Below are 22928 nucleotides of genomic sequence, written 5' to 3' on the forward strand. Positions count from 1 at the left end.
AACACCAGTAACACCTGGTCGTCGGACAGCTTGAGACGGCCAGAGCAACATCAGTAACACGGGGCGGGCAAGTTGAGAGCATCCTTATGCATTCCTTGCCCGCCCCAACCGTCCGGTTTGCTGCCTGGTACAAAAAGTAACCTAAAATCAACTCGGCCCCGCCAAACCGGTAGACCTCGTAGTCGGCGAGCCTGAGCCGTCGGTCCTCGGAGACCATCTCGCTGTAGAGGGCTGGGCTCGCGGTATCGCCGTTCGCGTAGTGCTGCTTCCCGTCGACCTCGAGGACCACGCGATGTCTGCTGGTGCCGCTCTGGCCAGCAGATCGACGAGCCGACTGGGTCGCGTGGTCGAAGCGCAGGTAGACCTGTGGGATCAGAGCCGGGCCCCACCCCCACCTGATACGTTCACGGCAGACCTGTTGCGACGTTGGCGAGAAACCGCCCAGCTTTGAGCTGGGCGGAGGGCTCCACCTGGCCTCCAAGGGGCACAACCCGCAGAGCGGCACGCTGTACGGATGGTATGTCCGGCCGCGGGTCTTTGTCGGGGGTATGAGGAAGCCTCCGCGCGAATCAAGGACTCAAGCGTGGAGGCTCCCGGCTCTCCAAGCTGGGGGGACTGGAGAGCCTCAAAGAGTCTACCGGCCAGCCGACATTCAGGGGATGCTCCGCCGGCACGGCGCAGAACCTGCGTCTATGGCCGGAGCGGGCGGCCCCGGGTCCTGCCGGTCCGCCAGCCGGGTGCGGCGCCGTCCAGGAGCCTGAGCTTTTGGGCGTCGAGCTCGCCGCGGCGGTGTTTGTACCGCTGGGTGTGGATCCACACCCCAAGGCTGTGTTCGCGTTCCGAGGCGTAGTGGTGGTGGCGGGGCCAGTCGTTGCCTTCGGCGCGGAAGTCCGCCAGCTGGGCGAGTCGGTCATGCCACCTGGCCTCGTCCGCCGCTGCCCTGGGGTTCCCGTCCCACTCCAGGACCCGAGTCAGGCCGTCCCTGTAGGCCGGGGACAAGGTGCCCTCGGCTGCTTCGCGCCGGCGATCGGACAGCCACCGGGCCATCGACCGTTCACCTTTATCCTCCGAGCGGTCACGGGGCAACCGGCCCTCGACCATGATCCAGGCGACGACCTCTTCCATCCGGGCAAGGTCCGCGGGGGAGGGCCCGGTCTGGGTCACCGTGGCAGCCTGGTGGGCGGGCTCGAGTCCGGGGTCCTGGCGGCGGGCGATGACCAGGTGGTAGCCGACGGTAGCGGGTTCGGCGCGCACCAACTCAGCGATGCGTTGCCGGCTCAGTCCGAGCCGGTACATCAATACCCATTCCGCGTCAGGAGCGCGCCGTAACCGCCTGTCCATGATGGAGCCCATCCTGCCATGGCCGCCGCCCCAGGCGGGCGGCGTGGAGGCCAGCCCCGTGGAAGCCCGCCCGGGCTCCCGGGCGGCGGCGGACGGACCGACAGAGCAGGTGCTCGGCCGTCAGCGGCTCCGCCGCCGCCGGCCCGCCGCTGCCGGTCGCTTCCTGAAATACTCCGCAAACCCAGCGCTGCCCCTTTGAAAGAAAACCCCAAGGAGGTCTGCCCGGGGGAGAAACACCTGCAACCGGCAGGACCGTTCGCCCTGGCAGGGCCCTGATTTACGCTGCGCTCCAACCAGTATCGGGCGTCCGCTGGCGCGGCCGGCTGCTGGGGGTCCAGTGCTGTCCGTCGCAGAACTCCGGCCCGCCCTGGCCCTGTCTTACGTCTTCGACGCTTTTTTGGTTGCTGTCCTTATGTTGTTACCGGGATCAGTTCCTCGGCCGTTGTAGGGTCGTGGCTACCCAGGGGAGGAGGGTATGGCTTTGGTTGCTGTGCCGGACATTTTGTGTGACGGCTTCGAAGGATTGGCCGCCCACCACCCCGCGATGACCCGACCGCTGATTGAGAGACGCGACATGATCGCCGGATAAGGACACGACGGCGCGGTTATCTGCTGGGCCCTAACCCATCCAACAGACTGGAGGCTGTTCTTGGTGCACCTATGGGCCGGTATTGACGCCGGCAAAGCCCATCATCACTGCGTTGTGATCGACGCCGACGGAAACCGGCTGCTCTCCCAACGAGTCCCCAACGACGAACCAGCCCTGCTCCAACTCCTCGCCGGCGTGCTCGAGCTCGCAGAGGGTCACGAGGTGGTGTGGGCGACCGATCTAAACCATGGCGGACCGGCGCTGCTGATCGCCCTACTCATCGGTCACGGCCAGAACATCCTCTACCTCCCAGGCCGGACGGTGCACCACGCCTCCAAGATCTACCGGGGCGACGGCAAGACAGATGCCAAAGACGCCGCCGTGATTGCCGATCAGGCCCGGATGCGAACTGACCTGCAACCGTTACGTGCAGGGGATGAGATCAGCACAGGGCTGCGGCTCCTGACCGCCCGGCGTGCCGATAAGTCCGCGGACAGGGTCAGGGCGATCAACCGCCTCCAGGCCCAACTGCTGGAATACTTCCCTGCGCTGGAACGGGCGTTCGACTACAGTCGTTCCAAAGCCGCACTGTTGTTGCTGACCAAACACCGCACTCCGGACGGGATCCGCCGCGCCGGCCAAACCAGGATCCACGCCTGGCTGAAGAAGCACGGCGCCCGGTCCTCCGCAGCAGTTGCCGCAGCCGCCGTAGAGGCGGCAAAATCCCAGCACACCATCGTTCCCGCCCAGCACATAGGGGAAGGGATCGTCGCCGCACTCGCCCGGGAAATCCTGACCCTGAATGAGGAACTCGCCAGACTCGACGCGCTGATCAGCGAGAAAGTCACCGAACACCAGCACACACAGGTGTTGTTGAGCATGCCGGGGTTCGGCCCAGTCCTCGCCGCCGAGTTCCTTGGTGCCACCGGCGGTGACCTCACCGTCTTCCAGTCCGCCGACCGGTTCGCAGGCGTCGTCGGATTGGCACCGGCCCCCAGGGACTCGGGGAGAATCAGCGGCAATCACCACAGGCCCAGACGCTATGACCGACGGCTCCTCCGGGTCTTCTACCTCTCCGGGCTCTCCGCCCTGAAGTCCTGTTCCTCCTCGCGCGGCTATTACGACCGCAAACGTTCGGAAGGGAAATCCCACATCCAGGCGATGCTCTCCTTGGCCCGGCGCCGCCTGAATGTCCTCTGGGCCATGCTCAGGGACGGAACCACGTATACCCCAGTGCCGGTCCCAGCGCGGCTTGCTGCCTGACTGGTGCAGTCCCAACCGGCGAACGCTAAGCGGACATTCCGAGGACTCCAAAGCGATCCTCCGCCGTGCACTTCACCGTTTTGACGAGTGTGGGGCAACGTATGCGGTCAAGACTGCTCGCTGGACCCTCCCGAGGGAACAATCACCTGCAGGGTGGACTTGATGACGGACCCCACAGCTGTGTCCCACTTCGCTAGAAGGGCCGCGTGCCTACGACGCGGCGTCAGCATCGCTCAGGCCAACGAATCCGAACAGGTGACCCATCTTCTGCTGCTTGGTGTGCAGATATGGCCTCGAGTCCTCGGTAGGAGGAATCTCCAACGGAACACGATCGACGTCTAATCCCTCGGCCGCGAGTCCGTCTACCTTCCGCGGATTGTTGGTCAGGAGCTGAACGCGTTGCACTCCGAGCTCCTTGAGCACAAGAGCGACGCGATAATAGTCCCGAGGGTCGACCGGGACTCCGAGTTGCAAGTACGCGTCATGCGTATCCAGTCCGAGCCTGTCGCCGAGTGCGAGCCCGCGGATCTTCGTGAGGAGCCCTGCTCCCCGACCATCGCAGATCATGTAGACAACCAAACCGCCATCGCGGAAGACCTTATTCAGACTGGCGTGAAGTTGTTCATGACAGTCGCAGTCTGTGCTTCGGAAGATTTCGGCGGTGTAGCAAGCGCTCTGAACGCGAACAATGGTTGATCCATCGTTCACCGCGCGGCCGGAGGACCTGGGAACCTCGATGCAGAGGATGTTGTCCTCCTCATGCGGGCCGAACGCATACACGTGGAGCGTGGCAAGCCCGTAGTGACTCTTGAAAGCACATGAAGCGTGTTCAAACTGTGGCGCCATCATTGGCGTCCGATCGACGAAGCGGCTGAGGCGAGCTCATTTCGGCTGGGGATAAGGCCCTCCCATTCCGACTGAAGATCAATCTCGAGTTGAGCGATCGTCCTTCCCAGTTGGGTATCTCGATCGTCACCGTCGTATGGGGCGACTCTGAAGCGGTATCGCTTGCCTTCGGCCTGCACGAGGCGTTCATACCTCCGATACAGGACCCAGCGTTGGTGCGGGCGGTCGAACTGGTTTAGTGCAACCAGGGCCGCGGAGCCCGCCGCAAGGACGCTCGGAACGATTTTTCCCAGCCAAAAGATGTCTCCGGAGGCGAAGATGAGCACGGGAACGAACGCGGTGCTTAGCGTCATGCCAAGAGTAAGTAAGCGAGCTCTGCGCTTATTCTTATCTGCCTTCTCACCGATCGATTTTGCGACCGCATGGCACTCGGCGGCAGCGTCCTCGTGGAGTTTTGATTCATGGTCAGTTGTCACTCGACCAATACTGCCAGTATTCCCCTGCGCCCACGGTAACTGCTCTTGGCGGAGGCGCCACCGGATTCAAACCCCGCGAGGATGGAGCGTATTCGACTGCGCAATACGCTATCCCGCTGCGCACCCTGGATCGCCTGTACGACGTTGGCGACCTGACGTTTGTTCCGGGCCTCTATCTGTGAGCTGTCGATTGGGTGGAGAGATCAAGGACCCATCTTGCTCGAGCGAGTACTTCGTCATAGGTAATGATCTCGGGCATGTTGATGTTGTTTCGGTGCAGCTCGAAAGATCGGACCTTCTCGGTATGAACCTGCCCGTCCCTGGTTAGGCTCTCCAATTTTCCGATGATCAGATAGGAGCGTGGCGAGCCAGAGAAGACTTTTTCCCCGGTCTCGAAGTCATCACCATCCCGCACAGAGAGCCATGAACCGATATCGTCGCGGGCCCTTTGGACAGTGACGAGGGATTGTGCAACTCCGCCAACAACGGCCCTGGATGGCGCCCACGTGCCAGGTCTATATGGGTTGCCTTCAAGGAGATCGTCGTCGTGGAGCTTGATCTCAGCGAATACAAGCGACCGAACAATGCCGGTCGTAGTGAGAAGAGCATCTACACGTTTGCCAACATCGCTGACGCTGTGGCCTGCTACTACGCGCTCGAGGCGCCCCTTATCCCAGGCAGTGAATAGGTGACCTGACAGGCCAACGCCTAGGAGCCAGGGATTAGTTTCAAAGAATCGTTGCCAGACAGCTTCCTTCGTTCCGCCTGCTCGCGCGTCCTCGAAGGCTTGAGGATCGCTGAGCAACTCTTCGAATCGCTCAAGAGTCGTGCGACGCGCAGCAATAGCGACGACATCTGTAGCCGATACATCCCCTTCGATAATCGCTTTGAATTGGTCCGGGTCGAGTTGGTACGCGGCGGATAGTGTTCGGGGATCCGAGAGTGCGGTTGCCAGTGCTGCCTCATCAATACGGATCGTTTCGTCTCCATTAGGGTCGATGCCACGTAAAGCTACGCATAAATCGATCAGCCGCTTCGACGCCTCTTGGTCGAGATTCAGAAGTCGGGTGAGCTGTGCATCTTGGTTGGCTCGGCCAGTCACCTTCTCAAACCGAATTTCGACAACTCGTCCCTGGTCGCGAACAACCCGAGCCTTCACTTGGACGCGACCGCCGGGACTTTCGTGGATCTCCACTTCTTCCCCCTCATCGGCGCAATTGGTCTGTCGGTCTGCATTTTCGGCAATGACTTGCCAGACCGTCCGAGCGGGCTGTCCAACGTCGTTCGAACGTCCAAATTGTAGAGGGAAAGACCTGCCCACAATGGTTCGCCCAAGCGTTCTCAACGTTGCGAAGTCAGCCTCAGTTTCAGGCGTCGGTAACTGCGCAAATCCATCTCCCGCGAAATCCCACTCATCATTGCTCACTGGACCATTCTGCATGGCGCGCCACACAACGTACTCGGTCCTCGCTGCGCTCGGGCAGGAAATGCTTTTTCTGTTTTTTGCTGCTGTCCTGCGGATCGTACGTGCCCGCTCCACCGGCTCAACCGTCCTGCGGACGGCTGCACAGCCGATGACTTGTGTCGGCGCTGCGCTTATTTCCTCCCACAATCCATCCGCTGCTTGCCCTTCGGGTTGCCCCGGCTCCGTCGGGCACAGCTACGCGATGCTCCGCCAGCAGCCAAAAAACAACGGGGGCGAAGGGGAGCTGGCTGGTCACCTGAGCCGCCCCCGCCCACCGAATCCTCAGCAAAGGACACAAGAAGCCATGAACACCGAAGACCGCACTGCACGCGCCGCCTTGACCCGCCTGTTCGAACCCGGCGACATCGTGGGCCGGGCGTTGGTGGCCAGACACGGCGCGCACGCAGCGCTGAGGATTGCCATCGGCGCCCGCCCGGCCCGGCCGTTCTGGGACGTCACGGCCGAGGAGCTGGCCGACGCCCTGAGCCGCTGGGCACCGCGCATCCACGACCTGGCTCCGGAGAAGGACTTTGCCGCCATTGAACCCCTGGGCGGCGGTTTCCTTGTCCCCGGCGACGAGCACTGGCCCGTAGGTCTTGATGACCTTCCCGACGCCCCGTGGGGCCTCTGGTACCGGGGCAACCTCGGGGCCGGGATCCCGGCGCCGTCCCGGTGTGCCGCGGTGACCGGCTCACGTGACAGCACCAGCTACGGCGCTTCCGTCACCGGACAGATCGCATACGGGCTGGCGCAGCGCGGAATCTGCGTCATCTCAGGCCTTGCCTACGGCATCGACGCGCATGCCCACCGCGCCGCGCTTGCCGGAAGCCAAGGCCACGGACCCGCGACCATTGCAGTGCTGGCCGGAGGCCTTGACCGGGACTACCCGTCCGGGAACGCGGACCTCGCGGCCGCGATCCGTGCCAACGGCCTGACAATCTCCGAACTGCCGCCCGGAAGCGCCCCCACCCGGCACAGGTTCCTGCAAAGGAACCGCATCATCGCCGCCCTCGCAGGGGTCACCTGCGTGGTGGAAGCCCGCTGGCGTTCCGGTGCACTGAACACTGCGCGCCACGCCGAAACCATCGCCCGGCACGTCGCCGCCGTTCCGGGCAGCGTCCACAGCGCCAACTCGGCCGGATGCCACCGGCTCCTGAAAGAAGGCGGCGCGGTACTGGTGACCGACGCGGCCGAACTCACCGAACTGCTCGCCAGCTAAACCCGGGAGGGGTGGCCGGTCTCTTCTGGAGGCCGGTCACCGCTGGCGGTCCGCCGCCCGGGGCTGGTTTTGTCGGGTGGTTGCCGGCGGAGGACCGCCGTTCGGCGCGAAGGGACCCGTTCGGCTCACCCAGGGCTTGCGGCAAGCCCTGGGCGCGGACTACCCGGGCGGCCGGTGGGGAGCAGGTGAAATGCATGCTCGCAGGGCTCGCACCGATAGCGGGCGTCCGCTGGCGCGGCCGGCTATTGGGCCCGGCCCCGACGTCGCAGAGCTCCGCCGTACCCGGACCTGTGTGTCTACGACGTCTTTTGGCTGCTGTCCTGACGGATTGTACGTGTCCGCTCCGGCCCGTCTAGCCCCTCCTTCGTCGGGGCCTGCGGCCCGCAGAATCGGCTCCGGCGCTCCTGCGTCGCTGCTTTCCTCCGCAGATTCCACGGTCCTTGCCTGCGGTAGACAGGCCTCCGTCGGCCACAGCTCGCAAGCTTCGCCAGCAGCCAAAAAACAACGGGGGGAGAAGGGGAGCTGGCCGGTCACCTGAGCCGCCCCACCCACCGGAATCCTCAGCAAAGGACTTTCAACCATGAACGACGCAATCCGCATTTCCTCTCCCGCCGACATTCTCGGTTTCATCCCGCACACGCTCGGGTTCGCTCCCCGGGAGTCCTTCGTGTTCCTGACCCTGCGCCAGAACACGATCGGCGCCACCCTGCGCGTCGACGCACCCCTGTTCGGCGATCCCGTCGGTTTCGCACGGTCCATGGTGAACTACCTCGCTGTAGACGAGCAGGCCACCGCGGTCCTGCTGGCCATCTACACGGACGACGCCCCGGCCGCCGCGGCGCCCCGCCCGTTCCACGACCACGTCGAGGCCGTGATTCAGGAACTGGAGACCGCAGGATCCCCACTGAAAGATGCGTGGCTTGTCACCTCCGAGCACTGGCAGAACCTGCTGTGCGACAGCGACGCCGGGTGCTGCCCGCCCGAACCGCTGGAATCAATCACCGACGGACAACTCAACGCAGAACTAATCTTCCGGGGGAGCAGCTACCAAAAGGAACCCGGCACCACCTACGCGCCGTTTACCGGTTCCACGGACACGGCCGAGCAGATCCGCGAGGCCCTGCCCGGAGTATTCGCCGGAGAGCTGCACACCGGCCGGACACTGTGGGCCGATGCCCTGACCCGGGACGGCTGGACGGACCCGGCAACCGCGGTGGAGTTGCTGGCATGCCTACAGCGTCCGGACCTGCGCGACGTGATGTTCTGCAACGTCATCGACCCGGAACGGCCCGACGCGGAGGGAAGCGGGGACCTGCTGATCGGGCAGGGAATCACGCCGGACTGGAACCGGGTCGACCGAGCACAGGATGCGGCGCGGCTCATGATCGACGCGGCACCGGAAGGCTACCGTGCACCCCTGCTGACCCTGATCGGCTGGCTGGCGTACCTCAAAGGCCAGTCCTCCGTGGCCGGAGACCATTTCGCCCTCGCAATCGCGGACTCACCCGGCTACCGGCTCGCTGAACTGATGGAACAGCTCGTCAACCGGGGAACCATCGCCCCCGTCGCGCAAGACGCGAACACCGCCTACAAGAGGAACCGCTAGGAACATAGGGGGCCGGACCGGCAACGGTTCCGGCCCCCGCGCGGTGGCGGCCTCCCCCGCTGGCGCTCCTCCGGCCGCCGATCAACGCGGACGCGGGCGCAGCACCACAAAAGGGCAACGGCCTGCCGCCGGGCTACAGTGAGAAGGCAACGGACCCCACTGACGCCAGGGAGCAGCATCATGAGCCATGACTTCATTCTCACGGACGACGACGCCGCACCCACCGGCGCCACTCACGCCCAGGACATCCTCGAGCTATCCATGCTGACCATGGCCCAGGGCCCCTCCGCCGTCGATATTTCCTGGGAAAAATCCCCGCTGGACCAGTAACTTCCGCAGCGACGACGCTGCCCCACAAGTTTCCTTTTGCTGAGGGAAAAACTGAGGCCGGCCCCCAAACAGGGCCGGCCTCAGCCCTTCAAGAAAGGACCTCGCTGCGCTCGGGCTGTAGTCGGCAGACGTAGCAGCGGGCGGACTTAGTTGTCCCCCGTTGAAGCGGTCATCTATTGCTCATATCGACGCCGCAGGAATTCGTGAGTGTTCTCCTCACGCTCGATCCACCGCGGCAAGAGAAGGTGTGAATTGTGGCGTCGTTCCATCTCATAAAAGGCTTCGGCTACCTCTCGCGTCATCATTTGGAACTCGAGCGCCAACCTCTCCACGTCTTCAACGGTGAACAACATTTCCGATGACGCATTGCGTTGACGGCTGCGGGCACAAACCAAAACTCCGGGAACGTTATCTGGACCACCCCAAGGCCTACCTTGTGCAGGGTTTTCATCGGGTTCACCTACCGCCCACGTACTCCAAATGCCATGGACGACATAGTTTCGCAAGTCCCGCAGGCGTTGTGCTGGTATGAAGGCGCGGAGGAATTTCTCTTGTTGCTCCTTACTCCACCGCGAGTAGTTGACGTTGTGCCACTCCATAGAATCGCGGCACATCTTCACCAGCCAGTCAGTCGACTGCCCTTGAAACATATACCAAACGTCGTCCCCGACAACCTCCGCTAGGATCTCTCGCAATAACTCGTCGAATAGGCCGCTGTGCACAGCCACCTTCCCAATTGCGGGGTACAGAGTGTCATTGTGGCCCCAGCCGTAGTGCGGACGCTCGATATAGGTGTACTCGACCTGCTCAGGGTTTCGTGTATCAGCTGTCATAACGGAAGCCTCGTGCCTCATCTTTGGGAGCTCAAAATCGGGATGTCGAAAAAGGCCGCTGCATGCTCCATGCCCGGCACCATTCCTGACAGCCGGGGTACCAATTCGCCCAGTTGCTAGCCGATTCTACGGCCTCGGCTCAAGACGCGAACGTAGGCGACGCGCCCTAAAGCGCTATCAAAAGGGCCTCGCTTCGCTCGGGCTGTAGAAGCGTTTTTTGTTCTTTTGCTGCTGTCCTGCGGATCGTACGTGCCCGCTCCACCGGCTCAACCGTCCTGCGGACGGCTGCACAGCCGATGACTTGTGTCGGCGCTGCGCTTATTTCCTCCCACAATCCATCCGCTGCTTGCCCTTCGGGTTGCCCCGGCTCCGTCGGGCACAGCTACGCGATGCTCCGCCAGCAGCCAAAAAACAACGGGGGCGAAGGGGAGCTGGCCGGTCACCTAAGCCGCCCCCGCCCATCTGGAAGGAACACAACCATGCGCGAAAAGACGTCCCGCGAGCCCCACTCGAGAGCACCGACCGAGAGAGGGCCGCCCCCTAACCGGACCCGCAGGAGTCCGTTGACAACATCATTGAGATTCCTCCGGATTCTAGGCGTCCGCTCCACCCCGTCTAGCCCCGGTTCCGCAAGCTCCACCGGGGCCTGCGGTGCAGGAAATGTCCCTCCGGCGCTCCTGCGTCGCTGATTCCCTCCACGAATTTCCTCCCCTTGCCCTGCGGGTAGACAGGGCTCCGTCGGCCGCCGAGCAAGCAAGCTTGCCAGCAACCAAAAAACAACGGGGGAGAGGGGAAGCTGGCCGGTCACCTGAGCCGCCCCCGCCCACCGGAATCCTCTGCAAAAGGAGCAACACCATGAACACCACACCCATCCTCGAAATGCTCGACCCGGCCACCCTGACCGTGGACATCAACGTCCGCAAAGACGCCGCCCTGACCCCCGATTTCATTGCCAGCATCAAGGAGCACGGCGTGATGGAACCCGTGATCGCCCACCGCAAGGACGATGGCGTGGTGCATGTCCTGATGGGCCAGCGCCGCACCCGCGCCGCCGTTGAAGCCGGACGCGCCAGCATCCCGGTGATGATCATCGAGTCCCCCGAGGAAGCCGAGCGGATCGTGACGCAGGTCGTGGAGAACATCCAGCGCGCCGAACTGACCGAAGCGGACGAGGCCGACGCCTACCACCAGCTGTCCCTGATCGGCGTGTCAGCCGCCGCGATCGCCAAGAAGACCGGCCGGACGAAAACCACGGTTGAGGGCGCGTTGAAGGCCAAGTCCTCGAACGCCGGAGCCGTCGCCCTGGGCAAGGGATACACGATTGATGAAGCGCTCATCATGGCCGAGTTTGAAGGGGACCAGGACGCGACCGAGGAACTGGAGTCCGTGATCGCGGACGAACCCGATCAGCTCCTGCACGTCGCGCAGATGCTCCGGGACCGCCGTGACCGCGCCGCAGCCCTCGTGACGCTGATCGAAGAACTGGAAGCCCAGGGCAAGACCGTGGTGGAGGACGCCGGACACTACTCAAACGATGAGAACCTGTATGTCTCGGCCGCGAAGCGGGCCGACGGGGAACCGGCCACCGACGAGGACGCCAACGCCTACCTGATCAGCACCGACTACCGGGGCCAGCACAACGCCAAGCCCGTCATCACCGGCTGGGAGGACCTGGGCTTCACCCCGAAGTACGAACGCTACGACGGCGGCACGCAGGCCCAGAAAGGGTCGATGACCGAGGAACAGAAAGCCGAGCGGAAGACCCTGATAGCCAATAACCGCGAGATGGAAAGCGCCACCAAGGTCAGGCGCGAATTTGTGAAGACCCTGCTCTCCCGGAAGACCGGGCCGAAGGGCTGGCAGTACTTCACCGTCCACGCCATCACCCACGACCCCGAAACCGCCAGCGGCTACGACGGCAAGGTCGCCACCGAGATGATCGGAGCCAGGACCGGGGAGGACACCGATCGGTGGGGCTGGAACCCGTTGCGGGACTACACCGCCAAGACCACCGCCCGGCCCGAGTTCTCCCTCATCGCCCTGATCTGCGCAGGATACGAGAAAACCATCCAAAAAGACTCCTGGCGGTCCGCCGAGAAGCGGCACTTCCACTACCTGAACCAGCTCATCGTTTGGGGCTACACGGCAAGCGCCGTTGAGCAGATCATCATCGACAAGCACACCGCCGACACCGAGTAATGTGACGGGGAACCGGGCGGCTGAATCCCCCAATGCAGCCGCCCGGCCACTCACCCCAGCAAGGGCCAGGAACCTCCCGCACGTCGGGCGGTCCGCCGCTCGGGGCGAACCACAGCAGCCACTTACCAGCGACGGACCGCCATTAACCGCGACAACGCGTCCGGCGCACTACCACCTGCGGGACCAAGAATAACGAGGTACCCGTCCCGCGGCAGCAGCACAAACCGTTCAGCTAAGCTGAACCACAGATTTCCTAATGCAGAGGGAATTAAGAAGGGCTGACACCTATGAGGTGTCAGCCCTTCTTGCTTTGGTGATGCCGGGGGCGAGGTCCTGATGCGCTCCAGCGCTGTATAAAGTAGCAGCATGGCAATCACCCTGAACGTCCAAATAGCTATCGATGAAGCGAGAACTGCGATTGAGGAAGCGCGAGCATCTGATTCTGCCGATCCAGCCACTATCGCTGCGCTCGACTCACTCCTAAAAGTGACGGCAGCTCTTCGTTCTGTGGTCGCCCAGAGCTAGCCCATTCAGAATCGCGTGTCGGACGTCAGTCTTCGGCCATAATGGTGCCGTTGTCCTCCATCCAAACGCGCTTTCCGTTGCTGATCGCAGTTGCTGCCCCTGTCAGTTCTGGATCCGTGATGGATGCTCCCTCGTTTGCAGAGGCCCAACGTTCTTGGAGAGCAGCCTTCACCTCATCAACGGGTTTGCCGGAGTAGTCCCTCGAAACGTCGACTAGGACCGCTTGAATGCGGGCGACCATGGCCGCCATGACTGAACCGGCATCGTCATTCCATTGCACGTCCACAAAACCTCCTAGTCTTGCTAAGCCCTCTTGGCCTTAGGTCTCTCCATGCTAGAGGAGTTCCTCGTGAGGAAACCGGGTGCCGACTGGTTAGAGGCGTCGTCGCCGAGAACTGTGGAGGCGGCTTTTCGAGCATAAGGATTGGGGACTTGTACTTTAATGCCGCAGGGTCCGCGGCGCTGGCGCTGATTTTGTCTGCGAGTGACGTCTATCCAAAAGTCGTAGGTCCATTCATTCGGAGGTGCACCCGAAGGCATGTCCCAAGGATCTGGTTCTGCCATGGGCACATAGCCCCAGGTAAAGCGAACCCACCTCGCCGACCAGGGGACCCCTGATTTTGTTTCCCTGAATCTGCGGTCTGCATGCTTACGCGGCATGGTGTGGATGATCCATGTCAACCACTTGAGCCGCGGCGTTAGAAAGATGCCTTGCGTTATTCGCGACCGCCACGTTGGCTGACGCCCTGAAGCGTTCCATAATTTGCCATCAAAAGTGTCTTTCACCCATGCCACGCCGGCACCGTCAGTAAAGCGCAGACGTAGATACTGCGAGGGAAGAGGGTCGCCCTCGTAGACAAGAGACTCCCCAGGAAGAACGCTCAGCCCAAATGGTTGAGAATCCAGCTGAGGAAACTGGACATACTGGTGTTGGACCCGTTGCCTGGGTCGATAGGGATCTGAATGTTCTGCCCAGGCGGTCCGCCCAGCCGTGATTACCGAAACCTGGGTTATAGGCAGTTGAGAATCGTTGCGGACAGTGACATTTGTGGAACGTAGTGACCACGATTCTGCGAAACCTCCACCTGCCGGGCGGGTTCGCTCCGATAGTTCATGGCGCAGAAGACTGATCCTGGAAGCTTGATCCTTGCGCCGATCTGAATCCACGCGGCGTCGATCTCGCTGTCCTTGAACAAACAGCGAAATGGTGACAACGGCCAAGACAATATTCACGGCAAACTGCGCTAAATCTATCCAAGCTTTATCCGGCACTAATGACCTCCCCAGTCCACCGCAGGCGGCGCTGCTCCGATCCATCCTAAGTCCGGGCCCACCGTCTCAGACGGCGGGCCTGTTAGGCAGGGTCGATCAGGGACGTGGTGCCATTCCCCCGGGGGGCTATTTGGCCATCCTGCTGGGTGCATAAAGGCGGGACGCACGACGTGCAAGGCAGATTCTGGTTTCAAGAAGCTGTCTCCAGTATGGGAAGGTTTGCGTGAATGCAGACTACGGACTTCACGGACCTTACGGACAACGTTGCAGGCTACGTCGAGTGTCGAGTGCCATCGCGATGGACAATTCGTTGGAGGTCAGCCGGCCATTGACTACGGGCGGTAAGACCGTCTGAGAAGGAGACATCATGACCAGATCCTTGGAGGCCGACACCCAGAGCGAGGACGATGGTGACGCTTGGCGGAAAAACTGGCTGATCCGCGTTGCCGGCACGATCCTTGCGGTCGCTATTGTTGTTACGCCGACTATGGGACTGGTCCCGATGCTTGAATATGGCGACAGCTACCTCAAGATTCTCTTGGCGGCCGCAGTGGCCGCGGCAGTGTTGGCCGGAACATGGGGCATCTTGATGCACGGGGACCTGAAGCAGCGAAGTGACTTCGCAGTTGCCTTGGCCATTGCCCTCGTGCTGTTGGCACTGGCGGAATTGGCGCAAACGCTCTACGGACCGGAGTGGGTCTGGTCAAAGACGTGCACCAACGCAGCGGCAGCTCAATTCTTTCCCGAGTGCTCCGACGCCGGCGCCGTGTTTCGGTACAACCACAACGCGGCGACTCTCGATCAGATCTACGCGGTGCTTGCCGTCGGCCAAATCGTCCCAATGCTGTCCATCTTCAAAGATGCTGTCTACTGCTGGCTAAAGCCGACTCCCTGGTACGAACTCCACAAGAACACCCCCGATGCGGGGAGCATCAGGCGGGCGAATTTTCGGCGTGGGAGGATCCCAAACAATTAGCCCAAATGCGCCAGGCATCCGGGCTCATCAACCTTTCTTGGCTCCGGCCGGATGGCAGGACGCGCCTAACAGCCGTCCCAGGATCGAGGCACAGTCAAGAAAAGACGGCTAGATGAAGATGCCATTCACGAGTTGCGAACAGGCAGCTTTGAAGGGGGTAATACCCTACGCCACCACGTCACTCGCGTAGAGCGCCCCGATTGCTCGACGGGGCTTTCCGCCTTCTCGGCTGCCGCCGTTGTCAGTGGCATGGGATGTGTCCAAGTGCTTCGCTCCATGGTGAAAAGATCGTGGACGCCGCCGAACCCCATGACTGTGAAAAACGATCCCCCGATGATCAGGAGACTTACGAACACTCCATACCCCTCTGGCAGAGGTGAACTGCTTAGACCACCAACGCTGATCAGGAAGAAAGTTAGAACGGTCAAGGCGTAGAGGCCCATCGAAAATGACATGATTCCGGCGCCCTGCAGAATGCTTAGCTTCAAATCACCGTGTGGATGGTGTACTCCGACGGGAGAGCCTTTGGCATTGAATGAGACCGTCTTTTGCCGAATGATGGTTTCTGCCCTGAGATAGTTGCGTCTGACACGCCGTCGCCAAAGTCGAACAAGTCCTAGGCCGACCATCCCCCCGAGTACCAACAGGAACCCCAGGGCTCCCACGAATGGCAGAAGAGGGTCACCATCGCCAAACTGCCAATAATCGAAGGAACCAGGGTACTTTCCTCCGATCCATGAACCCAAGGAGCCGGCTACCAGGAACCCTGCGGAAAAGACGTACATCGGGAATAGGAAGTGCCATGATGGGTACGTTTCAAGGGCCAGTAGTCGGGCGGATGCGTCGCGGCGTAAGCTTTCAGCTATTTTTCTATCGTGTTCCAAATCAGATGATGAGGCTTGGTTTCCCCAAAAATTTATCTTGGCACGAAGCCGAGTTTTCGACGTCAACTGAGGTAGGGACGCGAGCAGCAGCCCTATTAGGGCGATAGCAGCTTCGACCCAGGGAACGATTTCCGGCATACAACGATTATGTCGCTCTCGCGGGTGCGACTTGGTCCCGTAAGTCGTGTGGCGGCCCGCGGAACCGCAGTGGAACGTGAGCATCAAGTGAGACCGCCTCACCTCAAGCACTCGCAGCAGTCATAAACGACCGTATTGGCAGTGGTGAATGCGGTGCGTATGTGTAGCGGCTATGTCAGGGGCAAGTGCCAGCGCCTGGCAGCTCAAAACTCGGCTCCGTAATCAATCCTGGTCAGAACGCTGGACCAGGCGTTTTTGACCACCCTCTGTGAGCACGTGGGGATTAGGTGTTGACGCCAACCGAAAATAGGGCCAAATACGCCAACTGAAAATGAGGCCACTGACCATTATGGAAGGTGATCACATTGGATGTTTGGGCGCAGATACGCCACCGATACGCGACGGAGAAAATCTCCAAGAGGGAGCTGGCTAAACAGCTCGGGGTTTCCCGGGGGACGGTGGACCGGGCGTTGGAGGCGGAGCGGCCGCCGAAGTATGAGCGGAAGACGGCGGCTATGTCCTGAAAGCCCTTAGTCTTTCCCGTCTTGGCAAGCACGGCCAGGCAAAGAATAAACGGCATCAATCGTTTTGAGCACTCAACGACGGCCAGGCAGAGGGATAGGGACAGTAATTCGTGGGTCATGAGAGCTCCTGCTTGCAGCTTTGAGTAGGTGGTTGCCTAGTGCCGCCGTGAAGCAAGAAGTTCGCTGAAGGTGGCCTCGGGCTCCGATCTCGCTTCGGAAGGGCCCCTTCAGTAGTTACCTTGAGCGTTCAGGTCGGGGGCCTGCCACGATGCTCAGCCCCCTAGGAAGGCCACCAATAAGTAATCTGCTACGGGCCCTAGGTCGGTATGCCCTAACAGTGCTTCGATCCTGCCATAGCGACAGCGGTTCTGTCAGTAACGCCAGGTCAGCGCCCCTGTGTGACTTTCAGAAGCCGCGTCCACACTTCACGCGGAAACCGGTCCGGGTGCGCAGGACTACCGACATCGGATTGTCAGAAGTCATCTGCACGATTCGTCGGCGGTGGCTTCGAATACCTTCCGATCTTGAAGCGTGGCCTCGGGGCCAGATCCGACGAGGTCACCGTTCGCCGCAACCCTGACCACCACTACATTTTGTCACATACAGAGAAATAGCGACCCTTTGCATGACTTAGAATAAATGACGGGTTAAGTGAAACATTTAATTCCAGCCTCGGTTAGAATCACGCTGTCACTTAAACGAACGTATAAATGACAGAGGAGAAAATCATGCTCGTCGGATACATGCGGGTCTCAAAGGCCGACGGCTCCCAGACCACCGACCTGCAGCGCGACGCGCTCGTCGCCGCCGGCACCGATCCGGAGTCCCTGTATGAAGACAAGGCCTCCGGGAAGAAGGAGGGCCGGCCGCAGCTGGCCGCCTGTCTCAAGGCCCTGCGCCACGGCGACACCCTGGTCGTCTGGAAACTCGACCGGCTCGGCCGGGACCTGCGCCACCTGGTCAACATCGTCCATGACCTAACCGAACGCGGCATCGGGCTGAAGGTCCTCACCGGCCAGGGCGCAGCCATCGACACCACCACCGCCTCCGGGAAGCTCGTCTTCGGGATCTTCGCCGCCCTCGTCGAATTCGAACGTGAACTCATCTCCGAACGCACTATCGCGGGCCTCGCCTCCGCCCGCGCCCGCGGCCGCACCGGAGGCAGGCCCTACAAGATGACCCCGGCGAAACTCCGGCTCGCCGCCGCCTCCATGGGCAAGCCCGACACCAAAGTCAGCGATCTCTGCACCGAACTGGGCATCACCCGCCAGACCCTCTACAGGCACGTCTCACCCACCGGGGGGCTGCGCCCCGACGGCGAAAAGCTACTTTCCCGCTAGACACCCAGGTGCTCCATGGACGTTGAACGCCTTTAACCGGGCCGTCCCGCAACCTAGGAATTGCCGCATTGGACCGCTACAAATCGTTCGGATAACCGAGGTCGGCCGCCTGACGGAACAGCTGCTCGGCCTGCCCTGTTTCGCCCCGCTGCGCGAGCAGGACAGCGAGGTTGTAGGTGGCCCTCGCGTCGCCGAGGTCGGCCGCCTGGCGGAAGAGCTGCTCGGCCTGCTCGGTTTCGCCCCGCCCGTAGAGCAGGGCGCCAAGGGCCATCATGGCCTCCGTGTCGCCGAGGCCAGCCGCCTGGCGGAAGAGCTGCTCGGCCTGCCCTGTTTCGCCCCGTCCGTGGAGCAGGATGGCGAGGTTGGTCACGGCGGTGGCGTTGCCGAGGCGGGCCGCATCGCGGTACAGGGCCTCGGCCTGCTCGGTTTCGCCCCGTCCGTGGAGCAGGGCGCCAAGGTTGGTCACGGCGGTGGCGTTGCCGAGGTCGGCCGCCTGACGGAAGAGCTGCTCGGCCTGCTCGGTTTCGCCCCGCCCGTAGAGCAGGGCGCCGACGGCGATCATGGCCTCCGTGTCGCCGAGGCGGGCCGCCTCGCGGTACAGGGCCTCGGCCTGCTCGGTTTCGCCCCGCCTGTAGAGCAGGATGGCGAGGTTGTCCATGCCGCCGGCGTTGCCGAGGCGGGCCGCCTCGCGGAACAGCTGCTCGGCCTGCTCGGTTTCGCCCCGTCCCGCGAGCAGGGCGCCGAGGTTGTCCATGCCGCCGGCGTCGCCGAGGTGGGCCGCCTCGCGCAGCAGCTGCTCGGCCTGTTCGGTTTCGTCCCGTCCCGCGAGCAGGGTGCCGAGGTTGGTCATGGCGCCCGCGTCGCCGAGGCCGGCCGCCCGGCGGTACAGGGCCTCGGCCTGCTCGGTTTCGCCCCGCCGCCCGAGCAGGGCGCCGAGGTTGCTCATGCCGGTTGCGTTGCCGAGGCCGGCCGCCTGGCGGAAGAGCTGCTCGGCCTGCTCCGTTTCGCCCCGCCGCTCGAGCAGGACGCCGAGGTTGGTCATGCCGCCGGCGTTACCGAGGCCGGCCGCCCGGCGGTACAGAGCCTCGGCCTGCCCCGTTTCGCCCCGGCGCCCGAGCAGGATTCCGAGGACTGTCATGCCATCCGAATTTCCGAGGTCGGCCGAGCGCCTGAACAACTGCACCGCGGCTGCCTCCTGGCCGCTTTGGTATGCGGTCGTGCCAGCGGTTACGAGGTTTCCCGGAGGTGCGTCGGCACGCGCGATTTCTTCCCAGGCCTGATCCGGAATCTGGTCTCCCCGAGTGGCGATGTGGTCGAGGAGATAGTCGAACGGACGCCAGCCTCCGTCCGCCGGGGAGAGCAGACGGAACGCACCGGCGCCTGTTTTCCAGTCGGTTGCCCAGCCGATCGCGGTGAGAAGATCCTCCCGGCCGTCGTCCACCTGCCTGGGGGTGAGGTATGCCGGGGCCAGGGATTCGGCAGTCGCCTGCGGAATGACCTCGGCGATGCCGCTCCTACGCCAGTCGACGGCAGCGTGGATGAGGGCCGCACCCAGAGGATGCTGGCTTTGTCCCGACTCCCAACGATCCACGGCGAGGAAGCCGCCGCCGATGTAGACCCCCACACCGTAGCGGGAGATGCCCGCGCCTATCCGCGCGTCCCCGCTCTGTTCCACGAGCCGTTGGCGTTCATCATCATCATCGAGGAGCCGCACCGTACGGAATCTGACCAACAGCTCCCACTGGGTACGGGGCAGGTCGCCGGTGGGCTGAAAGCCCTCGTAGGCGCTCTCCCGCATCGTGGCAACCACGACATTACCGGCCTCGGTCAGCTCGTCGATCCACCTTCCTTTGAGGTTCTCCGGGTTCTCGATGTAGCGTTCCAGATCATTGAGCCAGATCACCGCATCGTGCGGCATATGACCGCCGTTAAACAGGTTCGCAACACCGCCGGCATCCGGGATCACAATCACCCGATTGGCATAGTTGTCGCGTACAACCTGAGCGGCCATGCGGGTCTTTCCGGCCATCGAGGGTCCCAACACCAAGGCAGGCGAACCAGACCCGAGCACGTCCACTAGCTGAGCCTCCGCATCGCGGTGCAGATACGGGATCTCCAGACGCGCGGGGTGAACTCCCAGGCTCTCGAGTGTCGTCCTAGCCACTGTCGGCGGGTGCTTGGTCTTCCTTCCGGTCATGAGTATGGACTTCTCAAGCAGCTCCGCGCGGATATCACGGGCCTTCGCATCGTCTTTCAGGCGCGCCAACAGCACCCCGCCCACGCCGACCAGGACCGCAAGTCCGGCGAGTAGCTCTGACCGACCGTCCTGCCAGCGGGCAACGACCACAGCGAGCACCGCCAGAATAAAACCGAGCAGCAGCAGTACCCACGATTGCTCCCGGCGTGGGCGGGAAGTCCATTTCGACCGGTTCACCCTGTGTCACCCTCCACTGCTGGCAGCAATCTTCGTCGCCTACATACATCAAATATTGGCCTTAGCACAAAGAGCGCGGAAGCCCCGGGCGGACCAGGCCCGGAAGCTACGTGCGCAGCCTCTGCGGCCCGGCGCAAAAGAACCTGCCGTTGTCGAATCCCTCACCGGACACTTTCGGGCCGGTCAACTGACACTTGTCCAAGTCAGCAACCATCGGCCGATGCCGATGCCAAAGACTAAACGGGAGATCACGCGATGGCACGGACACGGACCGGAACCGTCAGATCCCGCTGAAAGTCACAGCCCGGCGTGCAGCCGGCTCTGGACATTCCGTGCAGACGACTTCGGAACATGACAGTAATCCGACCGAAGAGATAGCCTTCCGGCAGCCCAGAACTCATCTGCGTAATCAAAGGAGATCAAGTCTGACCTAGCGTTTTTGACTAATCCGGATTAACGCTCGGGGGAGGGCGGCCCGGTCTCCAGGCGGACGCCGCGGGAGGGGCCGAAGGCTGCTGCTCACGTTTGTTTTTGTCATGGCCGTAGCCGGCGGGCTGTCCCACTTCGAAGCTTATGGACTAGCTTGGGGACGTTGTAGATATCCGACAATGAGTGTCTAGGGTCGGGTGGCGGTGCTTCGTGAGATGGTGGGGCCGTGATGAGCCCAAATTCTCTACTAGATCTTTCCCCAGGTATGCCGGAAGGCATCGGCGCGCTCCCGTTGCCCGACGTCGTGGCCAGAGTCGTGGGCTTCTGCACTCATCCGACGAGCGGGTGGCAGACGTACGACATGCTCAGCCGGGTGGCTCGGAGCCGGGGCCACTTCGACGAGATCGCTCCGTGGTCTCTTTTGTGGGCCGACACGCTGGCTGGGCGGCTTTCTGTCTCGGATGTTGCCAGCTTTACGCACGAGCGTCGGTCGGAGCTGTTGCAGCGACTCCAGGCTCTACCAGCCAAAGACCTCGGCGTCATGGACGATGGTGATGTGGAAACTCTTGCTCGTCTGTGTCGGTTCGGCTTTCCAGGGGTATGGGCTCCCAAAATCACAAAGCTGCTCGCACTGTACAGGCCGGATGCGGTTCCGGTCCTCGACGGATACGTGGCAGTGGCGATGGGATTCACTCGGAATGGATTCAGTTCCGGAAAGGAACCGCGCTGGAAGCGGATTCATCAAACACTGCTGGTAATCCGCAGCATCCTGCGTCATCAGCAGACGGAACTCACCCAGATACGCCACGAAGTTTCGCTTAGGGTACCGGACATTTGGGAAGCAACGGACTTGCGGCTGCTGGACATCATCATCTGGACCTCGCAGGATGATCGCACCTCCCGTCCCGGAAGTCCGTCCAATTACTGGTTAAACCGCCGCCCACAGGAGTATCGAGCGATGCATCTGGAGCCGGTGACGTTGAACTGACGAGTACGAATTCAGTTTGATCGACAAACTTTGCTGCGTTGTTGTGTCCCAAACTTAGGCGCGTGCAGCGCTTGCTCGCTGTGTGTCGGCCGCCCGGATCCGTGCACGAGTCGCCTTACGATTAGGGGTCAACTCGCGCATACACAAATGGGGATCCATGAAGTTCAATCACACAATTCCACTGCTTGCCGCCTCGGCCCTGATGCTCTCCGGCTGCGGAAGCAACGCCCAAGCGGAGCCGGCACCCACGCTCTCTGTAGCCCCGGCCCAGACGTCGACACCGACGCCCTCACCCAGCGCGACCGGGCCGGCCACCAATTCCCGAGGGAACATCCCGAAAAAGATCGGAGAGCTTGCAGCTGCCGGCGGCACCTCGCTGGCCGATGCCTCCCTGAAATTCAAAGTCACTTCTATCGAGCCGATCACGTGTGATGCCCCCTACTCTGAGAAGCCTGTGGGCACTGCCTTAGCGGTGGCCATCGAGGTCGAAACATCTGCTGACTTCGAGGGTGGCCTGACCGTGAACGGCGCGCCTGGCCTGACAAGTTTCGACGCCCACTACTGGAAGGGCTACGCCTCAAACGGAACCCGTATGAACAAGATCGATACCATTTCCGCCCAGAGTTGCTTGGCGGACCAGAGCCGTCTGCTGCCGAGCAGCCTCGGCAAGGGTGAGAAGGCAACCGGCATCGTGGTCCTCGAGGTCACAACGCCCACTGGCAGCATCGCCTACGACGGCGCTGGCATGGTGTCCGGAGGGTGGGAGTGGGGGTACCCGGGTAAGTAGCCGCTATATCCACACGGAGAGTGGGCTCCGGCCGCAGTTCAGAGCGCGGCTGGAGCCCTTGTAGCTGAGCGCGGAGTCCCTAAGCTGGTTCTCCTTACGAGGAGCGCCCACGACGATTAAGGGGGCTGTTTAGCTTTCGCATTCAATGCAGTAGGCGTAGCCGTCTTTCTCCCGGGTGAGCTGGGAGCGGTGCCGGACCAGGAAACAGGAGTAGCAGGTGAATTCGTCTGCTGCCTGCGGGATCACCTGGATGATGAGTTCCTCGCCGGAGAGGTCGGCGCCGGGCAGTTCTACCCCGTCAACGGTGTCGGCTTCGTCGAGTTCGAGCACGACGCTGCGCGCGTCGGGGCTGTTCGCTGACTTCAGGGCTTCGAGGGAGGCGTTGCGGGATTCCGCGACGTCGGGGCGTACTTCGTCGTAGTCGGTTGCCACGGTGTTGTTGCTCTTTTCTTTGGTGCCGCGTC

The 22928-nt window shown here is 62.3% G+C and carries 21 protein-coding genes and 1 pseudogene; 11 read left to right on the forward strand and 11 right to left on the reverse strand.

The genetic code is table 11. The annotated features are described in order from the left end of the window. Both BM372_RS20890 and BM372_RS17680 read right to left on the reverse strand, forming a co-directional pair. Positions 1–289, reverse strand: a pseudogene (locus tag BM372_RS20890) (hypothetical protein); the annotation flags it as partial. 401 nt (positions 290–690) lie between these two features. Then, positions 691–1296, reverse strand: coding sequence for a helicase associated domain-containing protein (locus BM372_RS17680; protein WP_256214385.1), 606 nt, complete (start codon positions 1294–1296; stop codon positions 691–693). 43 nt (positions 1297–1339) lie between these two features. On the opposite strand from BM372_RS17680, the gene BM372_RS17685 reads away from it, so the two are divergent. Together BM372_RS17685 and BM372_RS17690 are read left to right on the forward strand one after the other, a co-directional pair. Then, complete coding sequence (locus BM372_RS17685; RefSeq protein ID WP_143111503.1) at positions 1340–1540, forward strand: hypothetical protein; 201 nt, start codon at positions 1340–1342, stop codon at positions 1538–1540. Between the two features lie 450 nt (positions 1541–1990). Next, positions 1991–3193 carry an IS110 family RNA-guided transposase gene (locus BM372_RS17690; protein WP_090956759.1) on the forward strand — a complete coding sequence of 401 codons (1203 nt, stop codon included), beginning with the start codon at positions 1991–1993 and terminating at the stop codon, positions 3191–3193. A gap of 210 nt (positions 3194–3403) precedes the next feature. On the opposite strand, the gene BM372_RS17695 is transcribed toward BM372_RS17690, so the two are convergent. From BM372_RS17695 to BM372_RS17705, 3 genes are all read right to left on the reverse strand, one after another. Beyond that, positions 3404–4042 (reverse strand): GTP cyclohydrolase II, encoded by a 639-nt coding sequence (locus BM372_RS17695; protein ID WP_090956760.1) that lies wholly within the window; start codon positions 4040–4042, stop codon positions 3404–3406. Then, positions 4039–4515: a DUF4231 domain-containing protein gene (locus BM372_RS17700; RefSeq protein ID WP_177236058.1), complete on the reverse strand. Its 477-nt coding sequence runs from the start codon at positions 4513–4515 to the stop codon at positions 4039–4041. The genes BM372_RS17695 and BM372_RS17700 overlap by 4 nt, the downstream gene beginning before the upstream one ends. A gap of 172 nt (positions 4516–4687) precedes the next feature. Next, positions 4688–5941 (reverse strand): Shedu immune nuclease family protein, encoded by a 1254-nt coding sequence (locus BM372_RS17705; protein ID WP_177236059.1) that lies wholly within the window; start codon positions 5939–5941, stop codon positions 4688–4690. 343 nt (positions 5942–6284) lie between these two features. Between BM372_RS17705 and dprA the strand changes: the two genes are divergently transcribed. The 3 genes from dprA (at position 6285) to BM372_RS20765 (ending at position 9135) form a co-directional block, all read left to right on the forward strand. Further along, positions 6285–7199: a DNA-processing protein DprA gene (gene dprA, locus BM372_RS17710; RefSeq protein ID WP_090956763.1), complete on the forward strand. Its 915-nt coding sequence runs from the start codon at positions 6285–6287 to the stop codon at positions 7197–7199. 580 nt (positions 7200–7779) lie between these two features. After that, a complete protein-coding gene (locus BM372_RS17715; protein WP_090956764.1) occupies positions 7780–8805 on the forward strand; it encodes a DUF4192 domain-containing protein in 1026 nt (341 codons plus the stop codon). A gap of 180 nt (positions 8806–8985) precedes the next feature. After that, complete coding sequence (locus tag BM372_RS20765) at positions 8986–9135, forward strand: hypothetical protein (RefSeq protein ID WP_177236060.1); 150 nt, start codon at positions 8986–8988, stop codon at positions 9133–9135. Positions 9136–9308: 173 nt separating this feature from the next. Here the strand turns inward: BM372_RS20765 and BM372_RS17720 are convergent, their stop codons facing one another. Further along, entirely contained in the window at positions 9309–9968 is a 660-nt protein-coding gene (locus tag BM372_RS17720) for a hypothetical protein (protein ID WP_143111505.1), read from the reverse strand. Positions 9969–10823: 855 nt separating this feature from the next. Between BM372_RS17720 and BM372_RS17730 the strand changes: the two genes are divergently transcribed. Together BM372_RS17730 and BM372_RS20770 are read left to right on the forward strand one after the other, a co-directional pair. After that, positions 10824–12167 carry a ParB/RepB/Spo0J family partition protein gene (locus BM372_RS17730; RefSeq protein ID WP_090956766.1) on the forward strand — a complete coding sequence of 448 codons (1344 nt, stop codon included), beginning with the start codon at positions 10824–10826 and terminating at the stop codon, positions 12165–12167. Between the two features lie 366 nt (positions 12168–12533). After that, the gene (locus tag BM372_RS20770) at positions 12534–12692 is read left to right on the forward strand and encodes a hypothetical protein (protein ID WP_177236061.1); all 159 of its coding nucleotides are present in this window, start codon (positions 12534–12536) and stop codon (positions 12690–12692) included. 25 nt (positions 12693–12717) lie between these two features. Here the strand turns inward: BM372_RS20770 and BM372_RS17740 are convergent, their stop codons facing one another. Continuing rightward, positions 12718–12978 (reverse strand): hypothetical protein, encoded by a 261-nt coding sequence (locus tag BM372_RS17740; protein ID WP_090956768.1) that lies wholly within the window; start codon positions 12976–12978, stop codon positions 12718–12720. Positions 12979–14331: 1353 nt separating this feature from the next. Between BM372_RS17740 and BM372_RS17745 the strand changes: the two genes are divergently transcribed. Further along, positions 14332–14940 (forward strand): hypothetical protein, encoded by a 609-nt coding sequence (locus BM372_RS17745; RefSeq protein ID WP_090956769.1) that lies wholly within the window; start codon positions 14332–14334, stop codon positions 14938–14940. A gap of 125 nt (positions 14941–15065) precedes the next feature. Here the strand turns inward: BM372_RS17745 and BM372_RS20540 are convergent, their stop codons facing one another. After that, the gene (locus BM372_RS20540; RefSeq protein ID WP_143111506.1) at positions 15066–15962 is read right to left on the reverse strand and encodes a hypothetical protein; all 897 of its coding nucleotides are present in this window, start codon (positions 15960–15962) and stop codon (positions 15066–15068) included. Positions 15963–16245: 283 nt separating this feature from the next. Continuing rightward, positions 16246–16605 carry a hypothetical protein gene (locus BM372_RS21310; protein WP_371261762.1) on the reverse strand — a complete coding sequence of 120 codons (360 nt, stop codon included), beginning with the start codon at positions 16603–16605 and terminating at the stop codon, positions 16246–16248. A 609-nt stretch (positions 16606–17214) separates the two neighbouring features. Between BM372_RS21310 and BM372_RS17750 the strand changes: the two genes are divergently transcribed. Next, positions 17215–17826, forward strand: a complete 612-nt coding sequence (locus BM372_RS17750; RefSeq protein WP_090956770.1) for a recombinase family protein — start codon at positions 17215–17217, stop codon at positions 17824–17826. 76 nt (positions 17827–17902) lie between these two features. Here BM372_RS17750 and BM372_RS17755 read toward each other — a convergent pair whose 3' ends face one another. Beyond that, the gene (locus BM372_RS17755) at positions 17903–20260 is read right to left on the reverse strand and encodes a tetratricopeptide repeat protein (protein ID WP_090956771.1); all 2358 of its coding nucleotides are present in this window, start codon (positions 20258–20260) and stop codon (positions 17903–17905) included. A gap of 658 nt (positions 20261–20918) precedes the next feature. On the opposite strand from BM372_RS17755, the gene BM372_RS17760 reads away from it, so the two are divergent. Both BM372_RS17760 and BM372_RS17765 read left to right on the forward strand, forming a co-directional pair. Then, positions 20919–21677: a DUF6308 family protein gene (locus tag BM372_RS17760; protein WP_143111507.1), complete on the forward strand. Its 759-nt coding sequence runs from the start codon at positions 20919–20921 to the stop codon at positions 21675–21677. Positions 21678–21834: 157 nt separating this feature from the next. Next, complete coding sequence (locus tag BM372_RS17765) at positions 21835–22464, forward strand: hypothetical protein (RefSeq protein ID WP_090956773.1); 630 nt, start codon at positions 21835–21837, stop codon at positions 22462–22464. Positions 22465–22593: 129 nt separating this feature from the next. Here BM372_RS17765 and BM372_RS17770 read toward each other — a convergent pair whose 3' ends face one another. Further along, positions 22594–22896: a DUF4193 domain-containing protein gene (locus BM372_RS17770; protein ID WP_090956774.1), complete on the reverse strand. Its 303-nt coding sequence runs from the start codon at positions 22894–22896 to the stop codon at positions 22594–22596. Between the last annotated feature and the right edge of the window lie 32 nt (positions 22897–22928).

Origin of the sequence: Arthrobacter sp. ov118 (assembly GCF_900116495.1) — a bacterium.
Taxonomy (GTDB): domain Bacteria; phylum Actinomycetota; class Actinomycetes; order Actinomycetales; family Micrococcaceae; genus Arthrobacter.